The organism is Acidimicrobiales bacterium (assembly GCA_041394245.1).
Classification (GTDB): Bacteria; Actinomycetota; Acidimicrobiia; order Acidimicrobiales; family Aldehydirespiratoraceae; genus JAJRXC01.
The window spans coordinates 733122-754727 of sequence record JAWKIR010000002.1 but is presented as its reverse complement, the minus strand read 5'-3'; the positions used below and the strand labels follow the sequence as shown (position 1 = coordinate 754727).

The following is a 21606-nucleotide window of genomic DNA, read 5'->3' as shown; positions in this document are numbered from 1 at the left end:
AATTCTCGCGATGGCAGGAGCAGCGCCGATCTGCGATGGTGGCCCGGTCTCACCCGCACGCGAAGCGAGCAACCTGATGCCCGGTCTCCGCCCCGACGTCGATCCCGACGGACTGCTCGAATACTCCGTCGTCTACACCGACCGCGCCCTCAACCACATGAGCCAGAGCTTCCAGTCGGTGATGACCGACGTGAGCCGGACCCTGACGACGGTGTACAACGCAGCCACCGCGACGATCGTCCCCGGCAGCGGGACCTTCGGGATGGAGGCCGTGGCCCGTCAGTTCGCCACCGACCGCCACTGTCTCGTACTGCGCAACGGCTTCTTCTCGTACCGATGGACGCAGATCTTCGACATGGGGTCGATCCCGTCGTCGCACACGGTGTTGATGGCCCGCCGGGCCGAGGCCGGGTCGACGGAGCCGTTCTCGCCGGCGCCGATCGACGAGGTCGTCGCCGCCATCGAGACCGAACGCCCGGCGGTGGTCTTCGCGCCCCACGTCGAGACGTCGTCGGGGATGATCCTGCCCGACGACTATGTGCGCACGGTCGCCGCGGCAACGCACGCGGTGGGCGGACTCTTCGTGCTCGACTGCATTGCGTCGGGCACGATCTGGGTCGACATGGAGGCGCTGGGCGTCGACGTGCTCGTGAGCGCCCCGCAGAAGGGCTGGTCGGGCTCGCCCTTCGGTGCGTTGGTGATGCTCAACGAGGCGGCCGGAGTGCGGTTGGGCGAGACGCAGAGCACCAGCTTTGCCTGCGACCTGGGCAAGTGGCGTCAGATCATGGCGGCCTACGAGGCCGGCGGCCACGCGTACCACGCAACGATGCCGACCGATGCCATCACGTCGTTTCGGGCGGTGATGGCCGAGACCGAGGCGATCGGGTTCGACACCGTGAAGCGAGCGCAGCAGGAACTCGGCGACCGCGTGCGGGCGATGCTCGCCGATCGAGGCTTCGTCAGCGTGGCTGCGCCGGGATTCGGGGCGCCCGGCGTGGTCGTGTCGTACACCGACGACCCGGAGATCAAGAACGGCAGCAAGTTCGGCGCAGTGGGCCTACAGATCGCCGGCGGCGTGCCGCTCATGTGCGACGAGGGCGACGACTTCTCCACCTTCCGCCTCGGCCTATTCGGCCTCGACAAGCTCGTCGACGTCGATGCCGCAGTCGGCCGTCTGGAAACCGCGCTCGACCGGATCGGCTGAAGTCAGGCGAGGAGTTCGAGGACGAGCTCGGACGGCCGGCCGATGATCGCTCGGCTGCCGAGGACGGCGATGGGTCGCTGCATGTCGGCGGGATGCTCGAGCAGGTGCGCGACCACGGCCTCGACCGACGTGTCGTCGAGCTCGACCCGCACCATGGCGGCCGGGTCACCGCCGACCATGGTGACGAGCTCTCGAAGCATGGGCTCGTCGAGCGGATCGGCGATGTAGTCGTGGATCGTGTAGTCGACACCACGTTCGTCGAGCAGGGCGACCGCCCCGCGGGCCTTGCTTCAATTGGCGTTGTAGTAGAGCGTCAGCATGTCGGCAGTGTTGCAGCTCACGCGAGCCGCGGGGCGACACCCTGCAGACGCGACGGGCGACCGAAGACGTCGCGAACGAGGGGTTCGAACTCCTCGATCGGGAGACTGTCGTACTTCGGGTCGAAGCAGTTCTGGTCGTACTCGGCGCAGAAGGCCGCGCAGGCGTCGAAGTACGGTGACGATCGATAGGCATCGCGGGCGTTGCGGTCGGCGCCCATGTGGTGGAAGTAGTAGTAGCCCTGGAACACGCCGTGGTGACGGACGATCCACTCGGTTTGCTCGTCGACATAGGGGGCGAGGAGCGACGCGGCCGCGGCACTGTGGTTGCGCGGCGCGAATACGTCGCCGATGTCGTGGAGCAGGGCGCCGACCACGAGGTCGTCGGACTCGTTCGCCCGCGCCGCCCGCGTTGCGGACTGGAGCGAGTGCTCGTAGCGGTCGACCTGGTAGCCGAGATTCGGGCCCCTCAGCTTCTCGAGGATCGTCAGGATGTTGTCGACGACGGCGCCGAGTGCGTGCTCGTCGTAGAGGGCGATCAGGCGCCGGTAGTCCTCCGCCGACCCCTCTTCCATCCGGGTCCAACCGACTTCGTGCGTCTCGAGCTCCATTCCGCGACCCTACTTCTCGCGCACGTGCTCGGGCACGAGCTCGATCACCGCACGGAGGTCAACGCGTCCCGGAGTCTGCAAGGCTGCGGGGATGGCCCGGCTCCTCGTGGTGCACCACTCCCCCAGCGACGGCCTGCGTCGGCTGGTCGATGCGGTCCTGTCGGGCGCAGCCGCGGACGGCATCGTCGGTGTCGAAGTGGTCGCGGTCGATGCACTCGGTGCCACCGCCGACGACGTCGCCCGGGCCGACGGCTACCTGCTCGGTACGCCGGCCAACCTCGGCTACATCAGCGGCGCACTCAAGCACTTCTTCGACGTCGTCTACAACCCGAGCCTCGGTGTGACCAGGGGTCGTCCCTACGGCGCGTGGATCCACGGCGAGTCCGACACCACCGGCGCGGCGCTGGCGCTCGAGAAGATCACCACCGGGCTCGAGTGGCGGGCCGCCCAGCCGGTGCTCGAGATGATCGGACCGGTCGACGACGGCATGGTCGAACAGGCGTGGGAACTCGGGGCGGCGGTCGCTGCCGGGCTGATGGCCGAGTAGTGCGTCGGCGCCTATCGTCGGCGCGATGGACGATGCCAGGCTGATCGAGAACCTCCTCTACACCTACGCGGCGCGCATCGATGCCGGCGACTTCGACGGCGTCGCCGACCTCTTCGCCCACGGGCGGATCTGGGGGATGGACGACCCGCCGCCCGAGGCCGTTTTCGAGGGTCGTGACGGCGTCAAGAAGTTGTATGAGTCGACCACCCGGCGCTACGACGACGGCACGCCGAAGACGCACCACATCACGACCAACGCCCGGATCGAGGTGGCCGACGACGGCCTCAGCGCGACGGCCCGCACCTACTACTGCGTGATGCAGGCGACCGATGTCTTGCCCCTGCAGGCGATCATCACCGGGCACTACCGCGACAGCTTCGCGAAGATCGACGGCGAGTGGTGGTTCGACACGCGGGTGATGTTCGTCCGCCAGGTGGGCGATCTCTCCCAGCACCTGCTGTTCGACCTCACGAGCTGACGGCCGGTACCGAAACCTGACACACCGTCAGATACGGTGTCGGCATGACCGATCTGGCTTCGTTCCCCAAGATCATCAGCGTCGACGACCATGTCGTCGAACCCGCCAACGTGTGGCAGGACCGACTGCCCGAGAAGTACAAGGACGTCGGCCCGCGGATCGTGATCGCGCCGCAGGGCGAGATGTCCCTCGTCGATGGCGCCTGGGTCGAGCGGCCCGGCGACGGCGACAAGATGGCGGCTTGGTGGCACTACGAGGATCACCGCTACCAGATCAAGGAGATGATCGCCTGCGCCGGCACACCGCCGGAGGAAGTCACGATGCAGGGCGTCACCTACGACGACATCCGCCCCGGCTGCTACGACCCCAAGGCCCGTCTCGCCGACATGGACGCGAATCATGTCGAGGCGTCGCTGTGCTTCCCGAACTATCCCCGCTTCTGCGGTCAATTGTTCGCCGAACGCAAGGACATGGAGCTGTCCAAGCTCTGTGTCGAGGCCTACAACGACTGGATGGTCGACGAGTGGTGCGGCGACTCCGACGGTCGCCTCCTACCGCTGTGTCTGGTCCCGCTGTGGGACGTGGAGCTGGCCGCGGCCGAGATCCGGCGCAACGCCGCCCGCGGCGTGAAGGCCGTTGCCTGGTCGGAGCTTCCGGCCTGGCTGGGCCTCCCGTCGATCCATTCGGGTTACTGGGACCCGTTCTTCGCCGCCTGCCAGGAGACCGGCACGGTCATCTGCATGCACATCGGCTCCGGCACGCGCACCGTCAAGCCGTCCGACGATGCCCCCACGCTGGTCACGGCTGCGCTCATCTCGGCGAACAGTGCGGCGTCGATGATCGACTTCCTCTTCTCAGGCGTGCTCGTGCGCTATCCGGATCTCAAGCTGATGTACGCCGAGAGTCAGATCGGATGGATCCCGTACTACCTCGAGCGGGCCGACGACAACTACCACACGCACCGATGGGCGCAGGGCGAGGAGCGGCTTCCGGAGCCGCCGTCGTACTACTACCGCCGCCAGATCTACAGCTGCTTCTTCAAGGACGCGGCCGGGATGAAGCTGCTCGACGAGGTGGGTGTCGACAACGTCCTCTTCGAGACGGACTACCCGCACAGCGACGGGACCTTCCCCCACTCGAAGGAGACCGCGCATCGCCTGTTCGGCCACCTCGACGACGAGAGCGTCTACAAGATCGCCCGGGGCAACGCCATCACGCTGCTGGATCTTCCGTTCGACTGAACGTCGACTTCGTGCGTCGCGGGCTTTCTCACTAGAGTCCCTTCGAACTTCACCACGACTCGGCGCATTCGGAGGCCAACCAGTGACTGCAATCGGGGCAATCCCCACACGGACCACGCTCATCGACACGATCCCCCGTTCCGTCGTGCGCGACGTGGTGGCGGTTGTCGGCTTCGCCCTCCTCACCGCGGGCGCCGCGCAGGTCTCCTTCAGCCTCGGCTTCACCCCGGTTCCGATCAGCGGGCAGACGTTCGCGGTGCTGCTCGCCGGCGGCGCGCTCGGTTCCCAGCTCGGAGCGGCCTCGCAGTTGCTCTATGTCGCGATGGGCGCCATCGGCCTGCCCTTCTACACCGACGCCCAGGGCGGATGGGATGTCGCCACCGGGTCGACCGCCGGGTATCTCGTCGGCTTCATCGTCGCCGCCTATGCGGTCGGCTGGCTGGCCGAGCGGGGCCAGGATCGTCAGCTCGCCACGTCGATCACGGCGTTCGTCGCCGGCAGCGTCATCATCTACGTCCTCGGTGTCGCCTGGCTCTCCTACGACCTGGACATCCCGATCACCGCCGAGTTCGGCGAGCCGAGCGCGATCGCCTACGGCGTCACCCCGTTCGTGGTCGGCGACATCCTGAAGGCGGTCCTGGCCGGCGCGCTGCTGCCTGCGGCGTGGCGCCTGGCGAAGCGCTGATCGAGCGCGGCACCGGGCGTCTTCGGGCCACCCCGTGCACGTCAGCGACATCCTCGCCGATCTTCTCGACGAGCAGGCCGCCCTCGATCCGATCGTGCGGGCGCTGTCCGACGCGGATTGGGCCACGCCCACGGCGAGCCCGCGCTGGACGGTCACCGACCAGATCGCGCATCTGACGTTCTTCGACGCGAAGGCCGCGGTGGCCATCGCGTCGCCCGAGCGGTGGGACGAGGAGCGGAACCGGCTCTTCGGCGCCGGGGGCGATGTCGGTGTCGACGAGCTCACGCTCACGGCTGTGAGGGAACTCCCGCCGGGCGAGCGTCACGCGGCCTGGGTTCGCGGCCGTGCGGCCCTCGAGCACGCGGCGAAGGAACTCGCCGACGACACCCGGGTGCCGTGGTACGGCCCGTCGATGGGCGCGAAGTCGTTTCTGACCGCGCGCCTGATGGAATGTTGGGCCCACGGCCAGGATGTGATCGACGCGGTCGGGGCATCCCGGCCCCCCTCCGACCGTCTGCGCCACGTGGCCCAGATGGGCTACGCCACCCGGGGCTGGACATATCTCAATCGTGGCGAGTCGGCACCGCCCGGCGAGGTGCAGGTCCGCCTGACCGGTCCCTCGGGCGACGTCTGGACGTGGGGCCCCGACGACGCGGGGGCACGCGTGCACGGTCCGGCCGAGGACTTCTGCCTCGTGGTCACACAGCGGCGCCATCTCGACGACGTCTCGCTGGTCGTCGAGGGAGCCGTCGCCGTCGATTGGCTCGCGAAAGCCCAGGCCTTCGCCGGGCCCCCGACCGACGGACCGCCACCGGGGCGCTTCGTCTGAGGAGCGTCGGCCTCAGGCCGTGCGGGTCAGCAGGGAGTCGGTGAGCATCTCGACCAGGCGGTCTTCGCTGACGCTGGTGGCGACGGGAAGTGCGAATCGCCCCGCCTGCTGCAGGACCGCGAAGCCGTACACCGACGCGAGGAAGACCCGCGTCCAGTGGACACGCTCGTCCGGCTCGATGCCCATGGAGGTGAGGATCCGCTCGAGCGGTGAACCGGCGGCGTCGATGGCGAGGAGCAGGTCGGGGTCGTCGCCCGGCGGATGGATGGCGGCCTCGTAGAGACCGGGACGTCGTCGGGCAAAGGAGAGATGGGCCCGCACGACTGCGGCCGCTGCATCCGTCCCGCTGGCGCCGATGGCGGCCTCGGTGACGTCGGAAGCGAGTGCGTGGAGGCCGGCAACGGCAACCGCTCTGGCGAGGCCGTCGGTGCCGTCGACATGGGCATACAGCGATTGCGGGCGGATGCCGAGGCGGCGGGCGAGCTCCCCGAGGGTGATGTCGGCGAGCCGGCCGCCCTCGTCGAGCATCCGGAGCGCTTCGCCGACGACGTCATGTCTGGTGAGTCCGGCTCGGGCGGCCATGCGCGACCCCTTCACTTGCGTTGCGTGTCGAACAGTATCAGACTGGAGACTGATGGCAACAGACACTGCACCCGTGGCGCCGGCCATGTTCGACGTCGACGACGACCCGGTCGCGTTGATGGAGGCGTATGCCGCGCGGGGCTGGGGCGACGGTCTGCCGATGATTCCGCCCACCGAAGCCCGGGTCGACGCGATGCTCGGTCGATCGGGTACCGACCCCGACGAGGTGATCGCGGTGCTGCCGCCCCGTTCGGGGCTGGCCACCCGGCGCATGATCGCCGTCAACGCGGTGCTGGCCGGCTGCGAGCCCGTCCACCTGCCGGTGCTGGTCGCCGCCGTGCGGGCATTGGCTCGCCCGGAAGTGAACCTGCGAGGTGTCAACGCCACGACCCACCCGGTCGCTCCCCTGCTCATCGTGCACGGTCGGATCGCCGTCGAGGGTGGCTACAACAGCGGCGTGGGGGCGTTCGGGCCCGGCAACCGGGCGAACGCGGCGACCGGGCGAGCCCTCCGGCTCATCCTGCTCCACATCGCGGGGGCCACACCCGGCCCGGGTGATGTCGCGACCCAGGGCGGGCCGGCGAAGTACAGCTTCTGCGTCGCCGAGAACCTCGACGAGTCGCCGTGGGGCAGCTACGCGATCGACGCCGGCGTCGATGCGCCCTCGGCGGTGACGGTGCACTGTGGCGAAGCACCGCACAACGCCCACGACATGGAGTCGAGCGATCCCGCCGCGATCCTCGACAAGCTGGCCTCGGCGATGACCTCGACCGGGCAGAACAACGCCCCGATCAGCCAGGGCGAGTACTTCGTCGCCCTCTGCCCCGAGCACGCTGCCGCGTGCGCGGCCGCGGGCTGGACTCGCCGGCACGTGGCCTCGTATCTCCACCAGCGGGCACGACTGCCGGCCGGCGTCCTCCGTCGGGCCTTCGAACTCCGGGCCTGGGCGCCATGGCTCCAGACGCTCGACGACGACGAACCGATGCCCATGACCGAACACCCCGACAACATCAAGGTGTTCGTCGTCGGCGGGCCCGGCAAACACAGCAGCGTCATCCCCAGCTGGGGGATGACCAAGAGTGCGACCGTCCCGGTCGAAACGTCCTGAAGCGATCTGAGCAATCGAAGGAGCCCAGAATGGTGAAGATCTACTCCCCGGCCGGCGAGACCGGGCCGGCGCCCGTGAGCCTCGCGCCGCCGCTCCCCTTGCTGGCCGGTGCCCGCATCGGTGTGCTCGACAACACGAAGCCCAACGCCGGTGTCCTGCTCAATCGCATGGCGATCCGACTGGCCGAGCGCACCGGAGCGTCGGTGACGTTGGTCGAGACGAAGAACGCGGCGCTGGCCGCGCCCGACGATGTGCTCGAACGTCTCTCGAAGGAGGTCGAGCTGGTCCTGACCGGCTCGGCCGATTGAGGCAGCTGCACGTCGTGGAGTGTCCACGACTCCGTACAGCTCGAAGCGGCCGGTCGACCGACCGTGGTGGTGACCACCACGAAGTTCCGCGCCCTGACCGATCAGGTCGCGGCGTCGCTCGGTCAGCCCGACGCCCGCATCCTCGAGGTCGACCACCCGCTCGGCGGTACCGACGAGGCGACGGTCGAGGCCTGGGCGGATGCCGCCGTCGAGGAAGCCTTGCGACTGCTCACCGGAGGACGCTGACATGACGATCACGATCGACCATGCCGACCGGGTGGCGCTCGTCACCGGAGCCGGTGCGGGCATCGGGCGGGAGATCGCCCGCTGGCTGGCCCGAGCCGGCGCGACCGTGGCCGTCAACGACCTCCGCGCCGGCCACGCCGAGGCGGTCGTCGCCGAGATCGGGGCCGAGGGCGGTCGGGCGTTCCCCGTCGTGGCCGACTGCCGAGACGACGAGGCGGTCGACGCGATGGTGGCAACGGTCGTCGACGAGGCCGGCGGTCTCCACATCGCGATCAACAACATCGGCATGATCCCTCCCGGGCGCACCCCGAAACCGTTCGTGCAGTACCGGGGCGACGACTGGCGCGACATCGTCGACCAGAACCTGACCCTCGCCGCGCTGTGCGGCCGGGCCGAGGCCGAGGCGATGCTGGCCGCGGACGGTGGCGTGATCCTCTTCGTCACCTCCGGGGAGACGACCCGCCCGTCGCCCTACAACTCGATCTACGCGGCGGCGAAGGCGGCGATCAACCATCTCGTCACCTCGATGGCGGTCGAGTTGGGGCCGTCGGGCATCCGCGTCAACGCGATGGCCCCCGGTACGACCCTCACCGAGACGGTGGCTGCGGCGTTCACCGAGGAGCGGATGGAGCAGATCGCCCGGTCGACGCCGTTGCGTCGGGGGGTCGAGCACGACGAGCTGGCCCGGCTCGCGACCTTCCTCACGAGCGATCTCGCCCGCTGCATCACCGGACAGTTCATCCTCGCCGACGCCGGGGCTTTCCTTTCCCGCAGCCGTCCGGCCAACGACGAGGGACTCACCGGCGAACTGAAGGGGGCCAACGCCCGATGATCGACCACGCACGCGCCGAGGCGGCGCTCGCCGGTGTACGGGAGCTGGTCGCGGCCGACGGCGGCGACATCGTCGTCGCCTCGACATCCGACGATGCCGTCCGGCTCACGCTCGTGCTCGAGACCGCGTCCTGTGCAGAGTGCGTCATGCCCCGCCGGTTCCTCGAGACGGTGGCCCTCGACATGATGCGGGCCGAGTTGCCCGGCCTTGCTGCGGTCGTGATCGACGACCCCCGCGAGTAGGCCACCTGGGGCGCAACCGGATGTGCCCGGCGAGGGGCTCCTTCGCTACTGTCCGCGCCATGACGCTGAGCGAGCAGGACATCCGGGACCGCACCCAGGCCGTGATCGACGACGTCGGCGTCGACGCTGACGAAGTCACCTTCCGCGGCGCGCTGTGGGATGCCGGGCTGGCGATGGTGCAGTTCCCCGAGGGAAAGGGAGGTCTCGGCCTCTCGCCGAAACTCCAGGGTGCCGTCGAGGAGACGATCCGTGGCGCCGGCCGGGCCTTCCACCCGCTGGCGGTCAACACGATCGGCATCGGCATGGGGCTTCCGACGGTCCTCACCTACGGGTCCGAAGCGCACCACGAGAAGTACCTGAAGCGCATCTTCACCGGCGAGGACTGGTGGTGCCAGATGTTCTCCGAGCCGAGCCACGGCTCCGACGTCGCCGGCCTCTCCAGCCGGGCGGTCCGCGACGGCGACGAATGGGTGGTGAACGGCCAGAAGGTGTGGACCAGCGTCGCCCACATCTCCCGCTACGGCATGCTGCTCGTCCGAACCGATCCCGACCAGCCGAAGCACAAGGGCCTGTCGTACTTCATCCTCGACATGCACGCCCCCGGCGTCGAGATCCGGCCGCTGTACCAGATCACCGGCGACGCCGAGTTCAACGAGGTCTTCTTCACCGATGTGCGCATCCCCCACTCGGACCTGCTCGGTGAGGTCGGCGACGGGTGGCGGGTCGCGACGACCACGTTGATGAACGAGCGTGTTGCACTCGGCGGCAGCACTTCGCCGCGCGGTTCGGGCAACATCGCGACCCTCGTGGACCTCTGGCAACAGCGCGGCGGCGATCTCCCCACAGCGGAGCGCGCCGTCATGCGTGACCGGGTCAGCCGGCTCTGGATCGAAGCCGAGGTCGGACGGCTCACGACGTTGCGCGCCCGTTCCAACGCCACCGTGGGCAACCCCGGACCGGAGGGCTCGGTCGGCAAGCTCGCCAGTGCCGAGCTGAACCAGCGCATCTGGATCGCCTGCATGGATCTGCTCGGCGCCGACGGCATGATGCACGAACCGGGCTATCCGCTCAGCCGCGAGGAAGGTCTCGGGCGTGGCGCCCACTCGATCTCGAAGTCGTTCCTGCGCAGCCAGGCGAACACCATCGAGGGTGGCACGTCCGACATCATGCGCAACATCCTCGGCGAGCGGGTGCTCGGCCTCCCGGGGGAGCCTCGCGTCGACAAGGCGATCCCGTGGAAGGACATCCCGACCTGACCCTCGATGTCAGGGGTGTTCGAGCGCAGTCCAGGCCGCGGCCTTGGCCCTCGCGAGGGACTCGGGATCGCTGCCGGCGATCACCTCGGCCAACTCCTGGGCCCGATCCCGCAGGGCCGCTGGCTCGACGACCTCTCCGACGATCCCGAGCTGGCGCGCCCGTCGTGCGTCGATTCGTTCGTGTCGGCCCATCAACGCCATCCGGGTCACGGCCTCCATGGGCGCCTTCTTCAGCAGGCCGATCGTCTCGAAGGCCGACACCTGGCCGACCGACACGTGTGGGTCGAGAAAGGTGGCTTCGCTGCTCGCGATGACGATGTCGGCATCGGCCACGAAGTGGAGCCCGCCTCCTGCGCACGTGCCGTTGACGGCCGCGATGATCGGCTTGGTGACGCCACAGTGCCAGCCCGTCATCCGCAGCTCGAAGTCTCGGGTCTGGCGGGAACTCGCCCGCAGCGCATCCTTGTCGCGGGCCAGTTGCACGACGTCGAGCCCGGTCTGGAAGGCGGGACCGTTGCCCGTGTTGACGATGACGCGAACACCGGGGTCGGCCTCGAGCCGGGTCCATGCGCTCTCCAGATCGACGAACATCTGCGCGTCGATGGCGTTGCCCGCGTCGGGCCGATCGAAGACGAGCCAGCCGACGCCCCGGACGGTCGAGACGTCGATCGTCACCTCAGTCGAGGAAGTCCGGTTCCTCGCGCAAGAGCTCTTCCCACCAGGGCTGGAACTGGAACCAGCCGGCGAAGTCGTTGCCCTGCTGCTCGAACCCGGCCTGCGCCAGCTCGTCCGAGATGTCGATCGGGTCGCCGGCGGCCTCGGCCACGAGTTGGGTCTGGCAACAGCGTTCGAGAGCGACGAACCACCAGATGGCGGCATCGACCGATCCGCCGACCGTGACCAGACCGTGGTTCTGGTGGATCAGCGCCTTCTTGTCTCCGAGCGATTCGGCCATCTTGGCCCCGTCGGCCGGGTCGAGGACCACCGCTCCCCCGCCGTCGGCGTGCAGGGCGACGTCGTTGTAGAACATCGTGTGGTCCTGGGTGAGCATCCGCAGCGGCTTGCCCAGCGAGGAGAAGGTCCGGCCGTACATCGAATGGCAGTGGGCGGCAGCGATCACGTCGTCGCGCGCGCCGTGCAGGCCCGAGTGGATGGCGAACGCTGCGGTGTTGACCGGCCGATCACCGATGACGACCTGGCCCTGGTGGTTCACACAGATGAGGTCACTCACCGTCATGTACTTGAAGTTCTTGCCGAACGGATTGACCCAGAAGTGGTCGAGGTGCTCGGGGTCGCGCACGGTCACGTGACCGGCGACGCCTTCGGCCAGACGGAGCCGGCCGAGGATCCGCAGGCCGCCGGCGAGCCGCTGCTTGCGGTAGAGCCGCTCCTCTTCGATGGTGTCGCGGGTGGAGGGGAAGGGGAAGCTCACATCCTTGAACTCGGGTACGAATCCTCCGGCGTCGGGACGGCTCTGCAGATCGGTCATGGCGACACGGTAGCCGTCGCTGCGCGCCACACGGAAGCGCTCAATCGAAGACGAGCGCACCGTCGCCCAGGTCGATCGACGGCAGCAGGTCCTTGTCGATCCAGTAGTCCTGTGTGTGGATCCAGGGTTGGTGGTCGCCCTGCTTCGGCATGAGGTGCATCGACCGGGTCAGGTAGCCGGGGTTGAAGTCGTCGGGCTCGACCCAGGGGCGAAGGGCCATGTCGGTCTCGTCGGGTCGCAGGCGCGGCACGACCATCGTGGCGCCGCGCGCCTCCATCTCGGCGAGGAGACGACACACGAGATCGGCCAGCAGGTCGGCGCGGAGCGTCCAGCTGGCGCGGAAGTAGCCGAACACCCACGCCATGTTCGGAACGCCGGTGAACATGGCGCCCAGGTAGGTGACCGTCGAGGCGAAGTCGAGGGGTTCCCCGTCGATCGTGAACTCGATGTCGCCGAGGACGCTGAGCGAGAATCCGGTCGCCGTCACGATGATGTCGGCCTCGAGTTCGACGCCGGACTTCAGCGCGATGCCGGTCTCGGTGAACGTCTCGATCTCGTCGGTGACGACCGATGCCTTTCCGGCCTTGATCCCCTCGAAGAGGTCGGCGTCGGGGACGAACGCGAGGCGCTGCTGCCATGGCCGATATCGGGGGTTGAAGTGGGTGTCGACGTCGTAGTCGTCGCCGAAAACACCGCGGATCGCGTTGAGGAGTTCCGCCCGCACGAACTCGGGATGGTCCTTCGCCGCAACCGTGAGTGCCTCCTGGTCCTGCAGGATCTTGCGGCGCACGATCTCGTGGGTCCACTCGTCGGGGATGTCGAGCCCGCGCAGCATGTCGGCCACCTCGTTCGAGTTCCGGCCGGTGATGAAGAAGGTGGGCGAGCGCTGGAGCATCGTGATGTGCTCGACGTCGTCGGCCATCGCGGGGACGACCGTCGCCGCGGTCGCCCCGGAACCGATGACGACCACCCGCTTGCCCCGGTAGTCGAGGTCTTCGGGCCAGGTCTGGGGATGCACGATCCGGCCGGCGAAGCGGTCCATGCCCGGCCATTCGGGCGTGTAGCCCTCGGCGTGGCGGTAGTAGCCCTGACACATCCAGAGGAATCCGGCGGTGATCTCCACCGTCGCGCCGTCCGGACCGGTGGCGGTGATGGTCCAACGCCGATCCTCTGTCGACCAGACGGCGGACGAGATGGTGTGGCCGTAGCGGATGTGGCGATCGAGGTCGTTGTCCTCGATGACCTCTGACATGTAGCGAAGGATCTCGTCGGCCGTCGCGATCGGAGCGCCGGTCCAGGGCTTGAACCGATAGCCGAAGGTGTAGAGATCGCTGTCGGAACGGATGCCCGGGTACCGGTGGGTTTCCCACGTGCCCCCGAAGGTGTTCTTCGACTCGAGCACGACGAATGAAGTGTCGGGGCGTTGGTCACGCAGGTGGTAGGCGCCGCCGACCCCGGAGATCCCGGCCCCCACGATCAGCACGTCGAAGTGTTCGGTCCCGCTCATCTGAACTCCACGCCTTCGAAATCGCCCGACGACCGCCATTGCTCGATGTACTCGAAGTAGGCGACCGGACCCGCGGGATACGCCAGTGAGCCCAGCACCGCCCGTTCCTCGGGCTTGCCTTCGTTGTTGTAGTAGCCGGGCGTGCAATCGGCGGCGCCGCCGAAGCGACGCATCCCACCGAGGAGCAGATCGATCCATCCCTGCTCCGCTTCGGCCGTCGCTTCGACCTGTGTGGCGCCGACCGCTTCGGCATGACGGACGATCTCCGCAATGGTCGCCGCGGCTTCGACCAGGTTGTGCGGGACGTTGGAGATCAGGTTCGCCCCTTGGGCGGGGCTGACCATGAAGGCATTCGGAAACCCGTGCATCTGGAGACCGTGCAGACTCCGCATGCCGTCGTGCCAGTGGGCTGACAACGTGAGGCCGTCGCGTCCGGTGACATCGAAGCCGCTTCGTCGCGTCCATTCGGTCCCGACCTCGAACCCGCTCGCGTAGATGATGCAGTCCACCTCGTACTCGGTGTCACCCACGACGACGCCGCGGGGGGTGATCTCGTCGACGCCGCGTCCGTCGGTGTCGATCAGATGGGCGTTGGGACGGTTGTACGCGTCGAGGTACTCGTCGTGGAAGCACGGACGCTTGCAGAGCTGGCGATACCAGGGCTTGAGCGCCTCGGCGGTCTCCGGATCGTTCACGATCGCGTCGACCCGGTCACGGATCTCGTCCATCTTGTCGTCGTCGGAGTCGTGGAACGCCTTCAGCATCGCCGCCGGGCTGAAATCGCCCCCGTCGGCGAGCACGCGGTCGCGGATGCGTTGCGCGATGTCGGTCCAGCCGTCCATGACCAGGTCTTCGTCGGCGAATCCCCCGGTTTGCAGCGTGGTGAAGTTCATCATCCACTCGCGCTGCCACCCCGGTTCGAGGGTCGCGAACCACTCGGGATCGACCGGAACGTTGTTGCGCTCGTCGATCGACGAAGGAGTCCGCTGGAAGACGAACAACTCGCCACTGTCGCGGGCCAGGTGGGGCACGCACTGCACGGCTGTGGCGCCGGTGCCGATGATCGCCACACGCTTGTCGCGCAGCCCGGTGAGCGGTGCCCCGGCCGGATCACCGCCCGTGTAGTCGTAGTCCCACCTGGTCGTGTGGAAGCTGTGCCCCTCGAACGTCTCGATCCCGGGAATGCCGGGCAGCTTCGGGCGATGCAGGGGCCCGGTGCCCATCGCGACGTACTTGGCCCGCATCTCGTCGCCGCGGTCGGTGCGGATGATCCAACGCTCGGACGCTTCGTCCCACCGGACGTCGGTGACCTCCGTGGAGAAGACCGCGTTGTCGTAGAGGCCGAAGTGACGCCCGATCCGGCGGCAGTGTTCGAAGATCTCGGGCGCGTGGGTGTACTTCTCCGACGGCATGTGGCCGGTCTCTTCGAGCAGCGGCAGATAGACGAACGCGGCCGTGTCGCACTGGGCGCCGGGGTAGCGGTTCCAGTACCAGGTGCCGCCGAAGTCGCCGCCCTTCTCGATGATCCGCACGTCGGTGCGGCCCGCCTTCACCAGCGCCGCGCCGGTGACCAGCCCGGCGAACCCACCGCCGACGAAGGCGAACTCGACCTCGTCGGTCAGCGGTTCCCGAGGTACCCGCTCGGTGTAGGGGTCGTCGACATAGTGGGCGAAGACGCCGGTGACCTCGAGGTACTGGTCGTTGCCGTCGGGGCGGAGGCGCTTGTCGCGTTCGGCCCGGTACCGGGCGTGGACGGCGTCCCGGTCGATCTCGCGTGAGGGGTTCACCCGCACAGCGTCACACCGCACGGCACGAGACTCAAACCGGCGCGCCTGATGCCGCCGGTTCAGTGGCCGTGGTCGAGCAGGCCCTGACTCTCGATGACGAGCAGCGCGAGGGTGAACAGCCCTGCGGTCACGACGATGTTGCGCACGGCCCGGCGGCCCGTTTCGGGGTTGTGGACCTGCGGGAGGGTGTCGACCGTCGCGACATAGAGGAACGTGCCGGCGCTGAACAGCAGCGCGAGGGCGACCAGCGATTCGTCGGCGCCGTCGAGTGCGGCGAAGGAGACGAGGATCGCGAGCGGTGTCGCGATCGCGAAGAGGATCACCCCGTCGGTCCCGCCGAATCGCCGATTGCTCTGGTGCAGCGAGAACAGTCCGAGGCTCAGGGCTGCTGGGATGCGGTGCACGATCACCCCGGCCGCGACGAGCAGCGAGAATGCGGCGTCGCCGGCGGCCGCGGCGGCACCGATGGCCAGGCCGTCGGCCAACGCGTGCACCGAGAGGCCCAAGGCGAGCACCGTCGACGAGGTCGGGTGATGGACATGGTCGTGTCCGTGACCTTCGGCGTGGTCGTGATGCTCTTCGTGGACCGCATGGCCGACGCCGAAGCCCTCCAGCAGGAGCATCAGCACGAATCCGGCGAGGATCGCCGCGCCGAGTACGACGGGGCTGTAGGCGAAGGCTTCGTCGGAGCCGGACTCGTGGGCGGCCTCAGCCGCCGTGTGGAACCCCTCCGGGATGACGACGAGGAGCGCGGAGGCAAGGAGCAGCCCGGACGCCGCGCCGGTCAGATCTCCGAGCTGCCCGGTGGAAAGGCGATGGGCGAATGTCCGTGGCGCGAGTCCCGCGGCGAGAGAGGTGCCGAGCAGCACAGCGGCGATCGCGATGGCGGTCATGAGTGCCGCATCCTAGCGACGCCGAGCTGCGAGACTCTCTCGACGATCCGATCCACGGTGAGGTGAACGCCGGTGCCCGACTCACGATTCCATCTCGCCGTTCCGGTCGCCGAAATCGGCCCCGCGCGCGAGTTCTACGGTGCGGTTCTGGGCTTCTCGGAGGGACGTTCGGCCGAACACTGGGTCGACTTCGACATGTACGGGCACCAACTGGTGATCCACCGTGTCGAGGGTCATGTGGGCGTGGCCGGGACGAATCCGGTCGACGGCGATGCCGTACCGGTCCCCCACTTCGGGGTGCTGCTCTCCCCCGACGAATGGCGAGGGTTGGCCGATCGGCTGACGGCTGCCGGCATCGAGTTCGTCATCGAGCCCCACGTGCGTTTCGAAGGCGAGGTGGGCGAGCAGTCGACGATGTTCTTCCTCGACCCGAGCGGCAACGCGCTCGAGTTCAAGGCGTTCGCCGACGATGGCCAGGTGTTCGCCCGCTAGGGCCGAACGACGGGCACCGGACTGTCGACCTCGACACGCCCGTCGGCCCACGCCGACACGGTGACGAAGCCGTGCGGCGTCGGGACCGTTGCCGTCGCCCAGTCGAGTCCCCCGAGCCGAGGGTCGACACGAACCGCGCCATAGCCCGGCTCTGCGGGAGAGATGCCGAGCGTGTGGACGATGAGGTCGCGCGTCGGGGTCGACGACCAGCCGTGGCAGCGGGTGCCGCCGGCCCAGTTCTCGGGCCAGGACGTCTCGCCTCGCTCGACGAAGCGCTGCCAGTCCCGGCACATGTCGGCGACGAGGTCGGCTCGGCCGGCGCGGGCCAGGGCGTCGTGCACGACATAGCGGAAGAACGGTTCCGACTCGACCATGCGGGTCTCGGTGTCCCAGTCCGGCGGCGGGTAGCCGATCGCCATGTAGAGCGCTCCCGACGACTGTCCCTCGACCGTGACCGTGTCCATGAACCACGCGTGCTGGAGCAGCCGTGAACGGTCGGTGATGGCATCCACGATCCGATCGACACGTTCGGGCGGCACGAGCCCGGCCGCCAACGCCGCTGCGTTCGCCGGTTGGGAGGCCGCCGGCTGCGGTGCTCCGTCGAGCACGTGATCCACGTAGACCCCCCGCCGCTCGTCCCAGAACACGTCGAAGGCACCGCGCACGACGTCGAGATGCGCGCGGGCCCGGTCGGCGTTGCCGTGGTTCCCGAGCCAGTCGGACATCTCGGCGAAGTCCTCGAGCGCACGGGCCCAGAGGGCGTTGAGGATCGACGACTTGCCGTGGGAGTAGACGCTGGCCCAGTCGAGCAGCAGCCATCCGTCGACCCATTCGAGCAGGCCGTCGTCGGCCAGGTACGACTCGAACCAGCGCAGGGTGCGTTCTGCCACCGGCAGCAGTTCCGCCACCAGTTCCCGGTCGCCGGTGTAGCGGTACAGATTGTGGACGGACCGGATCCAGTGGAGCGACCAGTCCGGCACGAAGAAGCGGTCGTCCTGGGCGAAGTCGGACGCTGCGGCCATGGCCAGCATTCCGTCGGTGCGGGCAGCTGCGGCGAGTTCGGGGTGCCATCGGGCCATCGACCAGTCGGGGTTCGTCACGAGGTCGACGGACTGGTGGACCACCGAGTCGCCGGTCCAGGCCCGCTGCTCACGGGTCGGGCAGTCGACATAGGCGTCGAGCGCGCAGAGGTCGACGGTTCGCAGGCCGATCTCGAAGATCTTCTGCAGGTCGGGATCGGAGCACTCGAACGATGCTCCGAGGGGACGAGGGCGGAGGCGGTCGTGCAGCCAGAGTGCGACATCGGGCGCCGGTCCGCCTCCGGGAACCCGGATCGAGGCATGGAAGTGTTGCGTCCCGATGATGTCCAGCCCGTCGAAGTGCTCGACATCAGCGCCGCTGCACACATAGCGCAAACCGGCGTGCTGGCCGAGCGGCGCCAGGTGTCCGTCGGCGTCGAGGTGTTCGGATGCGGCGAGGTCGATGATCGTTCCGGGTGTCGCGCCGGTCACTCGGAGCTCGACATTGCCCGCGGCGATGCAACCGAGATCGAAGGAATGGAGATCGACCCCCGGCCCGATGGCACTGGTCTCGTCGGCGATGACCTGGGCGACGGGATCGTCCGTCGGCGCTGCGCCGACGCGTGAGCCGATCACCCGATGGACTGCCGAGTGCTTCTCCCCGCCGGGGAACGCCGTGCGCACCGGCGGGCGCAACATGCCGAAGGGATCGCTCGACGGTCGGGGCTCGCTGTTCGCACCCGTGTGCATCGGCGTGATCTCGATGGCGCGGCCCCAGCCCGCTGTGTCGAACGCCGGGGTTTCCCAGCCGTGCGGGTGACTGCGGGCATCGAACGATTCGAGCGGCAGGCAGGCCACATCGCCCGGCACCGGCACATTCGACCACGCCTCTCCCCGCGCGCTTCGCCACGAGCGGTCACTCACCACCCATTCGTCACCGATGAGCGCTTCGAACGCGACGGACCCTGCGCCGAGCGTGTAGGTCGGCGGCGCCGGCATCCACCAGGAGGTCGCGGTGCCGAAGTGGCGCACGGTCAATGTGAACACGTTGGGACCGGGCCGGAGGAACGGCGCGAGATCCACGACGTCGTAGTGGCTCCGTCGCGGGTCGCTGCGCACCGGGCCTCGCGCCGCCTCCGCACCGTTGACCCGGAGCACGTAGCGTCCGTCGACCCACAGCCGACACGGCGCAGCCTGGGGAATGCGGTCGAGGTCGACGTCGCGGCGGAACAGTCCGACGCTCCCGGACGGATCGGCGAGGACCGGCCGGGTGGCGGTCTCGGCGACGATCCGTGGACGCTCGAACCAGATCCACCGGCCCCGCCACTTGGGCGTGAACGGTTCAGGGTGGGCCAGACGCATGTCGTCCTCAGAACGCCATCGGCGGGATGACGGCGGCGACCAGGTGCGGGCCCGGCTCGGCATAGGCCCGATCGAGCGCGGCGGCGAGGTCCTCCGCGGTTTCGACGCGCACGCCGGGGACACCCAGGCCGGCGGCGAGCGCCACGAAGTCGATGTCGGGGCCGGTGAGGTCGAACATCGCCCGGGCGCGGGGGCCACCGGCCTCGGCGCCCACCCGATCGAGTTCCATGTCGAGGACGGCGTAGCGGCCGTTGTCGGCGATGACGACGGTGACGTCGAGCGCCTCGTGCGCCATGGTCCACAGCGCCTGGAAGGTGTACATCGCCGAACCGTCGGAATCGATCGCGAGGACCTTCCGGTCGGGCGCGGCGACGGCGGCTCCCGTCGCGAGCGGCAGCCCGATGCCGATCGATCCTCCGGTCAGATACAACCAGTCGTGCGGGGCGCATCCGGCGGTGGCCGGCTGCAGTGCGAGACCGGAGGTGTTCGACTCGTCGACGACGATGACGTCGGCCGGAAGCGTCGCGGCGATGGCCTGGGCGAACGAGTTGAGGTCGAGTGGCCCCGAGGGTCGTTCGGGGATGTGGGGGGCCACGCCGTCGACATCGCCGGCGCCCAGGATCTCCGCGAGGTCGGTCAGCGCCTGCAGCGGATCGTCGGACCCGGCGACCAGCGTGTGGATCTCGCAGCCGTCTGCCGCGATCAGGGACGGCTTGTCGGGATAGGCGAAGAAGGAGACCGGCGCGACGGCATCCACGAGGATCAGGTGTTCGATCCCCTGCAGTTGCATCTGGGCGAACTCCGCCAGGTAGATGAGCCGTTCCACGCCGGGGATGCCCGCCCCGCGTCGCTGCCGGGCGGGGAACGTCTCGCACAACAGCTTGGCGCCGACCGCCGCCGCCACCCGAGCCGCCGACCTGGTCATCTCCTCGGTCAGGGCGCGACCGCCGAGCAGCACGGCACACGAGGCATCGGAACGCAGGAGCGACGCGATCTCCTCGAGTCGATCGGAGGGCACAGGGACGGCGGCGACGGGCGGGACGGGTTCGGCGGCACCCTCGGGGGCCGGGAGCCAGCAGGTGTCGGCGGGAAGCACGAGCGTCGCGACCCGACCGGGGGCCGACATCGACGCGGCGACCGCGGCGGCTGCGTCGCCGGCCACCTCGTCGGCTGCCGTCGAACGGCGGAACCAACCCGGCACGCCGGCGGCGATCGAGTCGATGTCGCTCTCCAGCGGGGCGTCGTACTGCTTGTGGAAGGTCGCGTGGTCTCCGACGATGTTGACGATCGGTGTGTGCCCGCGGCGGGCGTTGTGCAGGTTGGCGAGACCGTTGCCGAGCCCGGGGCCGAGATGGAGCAGCGTCGCCGCGGGCTTGCCGGCGATCCGGGCGTAGCCGTCGGCTGCACCGGTCACGACACCCTCGAACAGGCCGAGGATGCCGCGCATCTCGGGCACCGCGTCGAGCGCCGCCACGAAGTGCATCTCGGAGGTGCCGGGATTGGTGAAGCACACCTCCACGCCGGAATCGACCAGCGTGCGGATGAGGGCCTGGGCGCCATTGGGTGTCTCGGTCATGGTGTGAGCTTGGTCGTCCGGCGTCGCGAGTGCCAACCACCGGCGGTGGGCGCGGCGAGATGACCCTCGCCGCCGCGATGGGCCAAGCTGTGGTCGCCATGGCCGATCTCTTTCCCCACGCCCGAAGCGCCGCCGGTGACCTACGAGCATTGCTCGATCGCCCCGAGGTGCTCGTCGTCCCCGGTTGCTTCGACGCCCTCTCGGCCCGGCTGGTCGAGGCCGCCGGGCACGAGGCGGCGTTCTGCGGAGGGTTCTCGGTGGCCGCCACCCGCCTCGGGCTCCCCGACGTCGGACTGCTGAGCTATGGGGAGATGGTCGATCAACTCACGACGGTGACTGCGGCCACCGCAGTCCCGGTCATCGCCGACGCCGACACCGGCTACGGAAACGCCATCAACGCGCAACGCTCCCTGCTCGGCTTCGCCCGCGCCGGCGCGGCCTGCGTGATGATCGAAGACCAGGAATGGCCGAAGCAGTGCGGACACACCACCGGGAAGCGGGTGATCGAGAGAACGGAGGCGGTGGCCCGTGTGCGTGCCGCGGTCGAGATGCGCGACGAGCACGGTCTCGACGTGTTGGTCATGGCCCGCACCGATGCCGCCGGCGCGGTCGGCTTCGACGAGGCGCTGCACCGGGCCACGGCCTTTGCTGCGGTCGGTGCGGATCTGACCTTTCTCGAGGCGCCGCAGTCGATCGATCAGATGTCGCGGTATTGCGCGGAGGTGCCCGGGCACAAGGTGGCCAACCTCGTGGAGGACGGTCGAACGCCCTGGCTCGACCCCACCGAGTTGGGCGAGATCGGCTACTCGGTCGCTCTCTATCCGGTGTCGCTCCTCCTCCACGCCGGCCGTGCGATGGAGAACGCTGCGGTCCTGCTCCGTGGTGGTCGCAGCGAGGGTGACCGTCTCGCGTTCGACGAGATGCGTCGGGCCGTGGGTTGGAATGACTACGACGACCGGCTGGAGCGCTACGAGCAACAGGAGGAGGACTGACGT

Annotated in this window: 24 protein-coding genes; 14 read left to right on the top strand and 10 right to left on the bottom strand. The window is 68.8% G+C overall.

What is annotated here, in order from left to right; translation table 11 throughout:
• The first annotated feature begins 10 nt into the window (after nucleotides 1–10).
• The gene (locus tag R2707_03790) at nucleotides 11–1204 is read left to right on the top strand and encodes an aminotransferase class V-fold PLP-dependent enzyme (protein ID MEZ5244194.1); all 1194 of its coding nucleotides are present in this window, start codon (nucleotides 11–13) and stop codon (nucleotides 1202–1204) included.
• 2 nt (nucleotides 1205–1206) lie between these two features.
• On the opposite strand, the gene R2707_03785 is transcribed toward R2707_03790, so the two are convergent.
• Both R2707_03785 and R2707_03780 read right to left on the bottom strand, forming a co-directional pair.
• Nucleotides 1207–1404 (bottom strand): ArsC/Spx/MgsR family protein, encoded by a 198-nt coding sequence (locus R2707_03785; GenBank protein ID MEZ5244193.1) that lies wholly within the window; start codon nucleotides 1402–1404, stop codon nucleotides 1207–1209.
• A gap of 137 nt (nucleotides 1405–1541) precedes the next feature.
• Nucleotides 1542–2132, bottom strand: coding sequence for an HD domain-containing protein (locus R2707_03780; protein ID MEZ5244192.1), 591 nt, complete (start codon nucleotides 2130–2132; stop codon nucleotides 1542–1544).
• A gap of 91 nt (nucleotides 2133–2223) precedes the next feature.
• On the opposite strand from R2707_03780, the gene R2707_03775 reads away from it, so the two are divergent.
• The 5 genes from R2707_03775 (at nucleotide 2224) to R2707_03755 (ending at nucleotide 5912) form a co-directional block, all read left to right on the top strand.
• The gene (locus R2707_03775) at nucleotides 2224–2679 is read left to right on the top strand and encodes an NAD(P)H-dependent oxidoreductase (GenBank protein MEZ5244191.1); all 456 of its coding nucleotides are present in this window, start codon (nucleotides 2224–2226) and stop codon (nucleotides 2677–2679) included.
• 25 nt (nucleotides 2680–2704) lie between these two features.
• Nucleotides 2705–3157 carry a nuclear transport factor 2 family protein gene (locus R2707_03770; GenBank protein MEZ5244190.1) on the top strand — a complete coding sequence of 151 codons (453 nt, stop codon included), beginning with the start codon at nucleotides 2705–2707 and terminating at the stop codon, nucleotides 3155–3157.
• Nucleotides 3158–3201: 44 nt separating this feature from the next.
• A complete protein-coding gene (locus R2707_03765; GenBank protein MEZ5244189.1) occupies nucleotides 3202–4398 on the top strand; it encodes an amidohydrolase family protein in 1197 nt (398 codons plus the stop codon).
• Nucleotides 4399–4480: 82 nt separating this feature from the next.
• Complete coding sequence (locus R2707_03760) at nucleotides 4481–5083, top strand: biotin transporter BioY (protein ID MEZ5244188.1); 603 nt, start codon at nucleotides 4481–4483, stop codon at nucleotides 5081–5083.
• A gap of 34 nt (nucleotides 5084–5117) precedes the next feature.
• Nucleotides 5118–5912 carry a TIGR03084 family metal-binding protein gene (locus R2707_03755; protein MEZ5244187.1) on the top strand — a complete coding sequence of 265 codons (795 nt, stop codon included), beginning with the start codon at nucleotides 5118–5120 and terminating at the stop codon, nucleotides 5910–5912.
• 12 nt (nucleotides 5913–5924) lie between these two features.
• On the opposite strand, the gene R2707_03750 is transcribed toward R2707_03755, so the two are convergent.
• Nucleotides 5925–6494, bottom strand: coding sequence for a TetR-like C-terminal domain-containing protein (locus tag R2707_03750; protein MEZ5244186.1), 570 nt, complete (start codon nucleotides 6492–6494; stop codon nucleotides 5925–5927).
• Between the two features lie 52 nt (nucleotides 6495–6546).
• On the opposite strand from R2707_03750, the gene R2707_03745 reads away from it, so the two are divergent.
• The 6 genes from R2707_03745 (at nucleotide 6547) to R2707_03720 (ending at nucleotide 10486) form a co-directional block, all read left to right on the top strand.
• Nucleotides 6547–7602 carry a hypothetical protein gene (locus R2707_03745; protein MEZ5244185.1) on the top strand — a complete coding sequence of 352 codons (1056 nt, stop codon included), beginning with the start codon at nucleotides 6547–6549 and terminating at the stop codon, nucleotides 7600–7602.
• 29 nt (nucleotides 7603–7631) lie between these two features.
• On the top strand, nucleotides 7632–7910 hold the full coding sequence (locus tag R2707_03740; GenBank protein MEZ5244184.1) for a hypothetical protein: 279 nt from the start codon (nucleotides 7632–7634) through the stop codon (nucleotides 7908–7910).
• 69 nt (nucleotides 7911–7979) lie between these two features.
• The gene (locus R2707_03735) at nucleotides 7980–8156 is read left to right on the top strand and encodes a hypothetical protein (GenBank protein ID MEZ5244183.1); all 177 of its coding nucleotides are present in this window, start codon (nucleotides 7980–7982) and stop codon (nucleotides 8154–8156) included.
• 1 nt (nucleotide 8157) lies between these two features.
• Nucleotides 8158–8988, top strand: a complete 831-nt coding sequence (locus R2707_03730; GenBank protein ID MEZ5244182.1) for an SDR family oxidoreductase — start codon at nucleotides 8158–8160, stop codon at nucleotides 8986–8988.
• Entirely contained in the window at nucleotides 8985–9230 is a 246-nt protein-coding gene (locus R2707_03725; GenBank protein MEZ5244181.1) for a hypothetical protein, read from the top strand. The genes R2707_03730 and R2707_03725 overlap by 4 nt, the downstream gene beginning before the upstream one ends.
• Nucleotides 9231–9289: 59 nt before the next feature.
• The gene (locus R2707_03720; GenBank protein ID MEZ5244180.1) at nucleotides 9290–10486 is read left to right on the top strand and encodes an acyl-CoA dehydrogenase family protein; all 1197 of its coding nucleotides are present in this window, start codon (nucleotides 9290–9292) and stop codon (nucleotides 10484–10486) included.
• Nucleotides 10487–10495: 9 nt separating this feature from the next.
• On the opposite strand, the gene R2707_03715 is transcribed toward R2707_03720, so the two are convergent.
• Genes R2707_03715 through R2707_03695 form a run of 5 tightly spaced genes read right to left on the bottom strand, consistent with a single transcriptional unit; the run spans nucleotide 10496 to nucleotide 16162 of the window.
• On the bottom strand, nucleotides 10496–11161 hold the full coding sequence (locus R2707_03715) for an enoyl-CoA hydratase/isomerase family protein (GenBank protein ID MEZ5244179.1): 666 nt from the start codon (nucleotides 11159–11161) through the stop codon (nucleotides 10496–10498).
• A gap of 1 nt (nucleotide 11162) precedes the next feature.
• Nucleotides 11163–11975, bottom strand: coding sequence for a class II aldolase/adducin family protein (locus tag R2707_03710; GenBank protein MEZ5244178.1), 813 nt, complete (start codon nucleotides 11973–11975; stop codon nucleotides 11163–11165).
• A gap of 40 nt (nucleotides 11976–12015) precedes the next feature.
• Nucleotides 12016–13482: an NAD(P)/FAD-dependent oxidoreductase gene (locus R2707_03705; GenBank protein MEZ5244177.1), complete on the bottom strand. Its 1467-nt coding sequence runs from the start codon at nucleotides 13480–13482 to the stop codon at nucleotides 12016–12018.
• Nucleotides 13479–15269: an NAD(P)/FAD-dependent oxidoreductase gene (locus R2707_03700; protein MEZ5244176.1), complete on the bottom strand. Its 1791-nt coding sequence runs from the start codon at nucleotides 15267–15269 to the stop codon at nucleotides 13479–13481. The genes R2707_03705 and R2707_03700 overlap by 4 nt, the downstream gene beginning before the upstream one ends.
• Before the next feature lie 59 nt (nucleotides 15270–15328).
• Nucleotides 15329–16162: a ZIP family metal transporter gene (locus tag R2707_03695; protein MEZ5244175.1), complete on the bottom strand. Its 834-nt coding sequence runs from the start codon at nucleotides 16160–16162 to the stop codon at nucleotides 15329–15331.
• A 72-nt stretch (nucleotides 16163–16234) separates the two neighbouring features.
• Between R2707_03695 and R2707_03690 the strand changes: the two genes are divergently transcribed.
• Nucleotides 16235–16654 carry a VOC family protein gene (locus R2707_03690; protein ID MEZ5244174.1) on the top strand — a complete coding sequence of 140 codons (420 nt, stop codon included), beginning with the start codon at nucleotides 16235–16237 and terminating at the stop codon, nucleotides 16652–16654.
• Here the strand turns inward: R2707_03690 and R2707_03685 are convergent.
• Nucleotides 16651–19035, bottom strand: coding sequence for an alpha-L-rhamnosidase C-terminal domain-containing protein (locus tag R2707_03685; GenBank protein ID MEZ5244173.1), 2385 nt, complete (start codon nucleotides 19033–19035; stop codon nucleotides 16651–16653). The two genes, R2707_03690 and R2707_03685, sit on opposite strands and share 4 nt — an antisense overlap.
• Nucleotides 19036–19042: 7 nt before the next feature.
• Entirely contained in the window at nucleotides 19043–20611 is a 1569-nt protein-coding gene (locus R2707_03680) for an acetolactate synthase large subunit (protein ID MEZ5244172.1), read from the bottom strand.
• Between the two features lie 29 nt (nucleotides 20612–20640).
• Between R2707_03680 and R2707_03675 the strand changes: the two genes are divergently transcribed.
• Nucleotides 20641–21603 (top strand): isocitrate lyase/PEP mutase family protein, encoded by a 963-nt coding sequence (locus R2707_03675; GenBank protein ID MEZ5244171.1) that lies wholly within the window; start codon nucleotides 20641–20643, stop codon nucleotides 21601–21603.
• The last annotated feature ends 3 nt before the right edge of the window (nucleotides 21604–21606 follow it).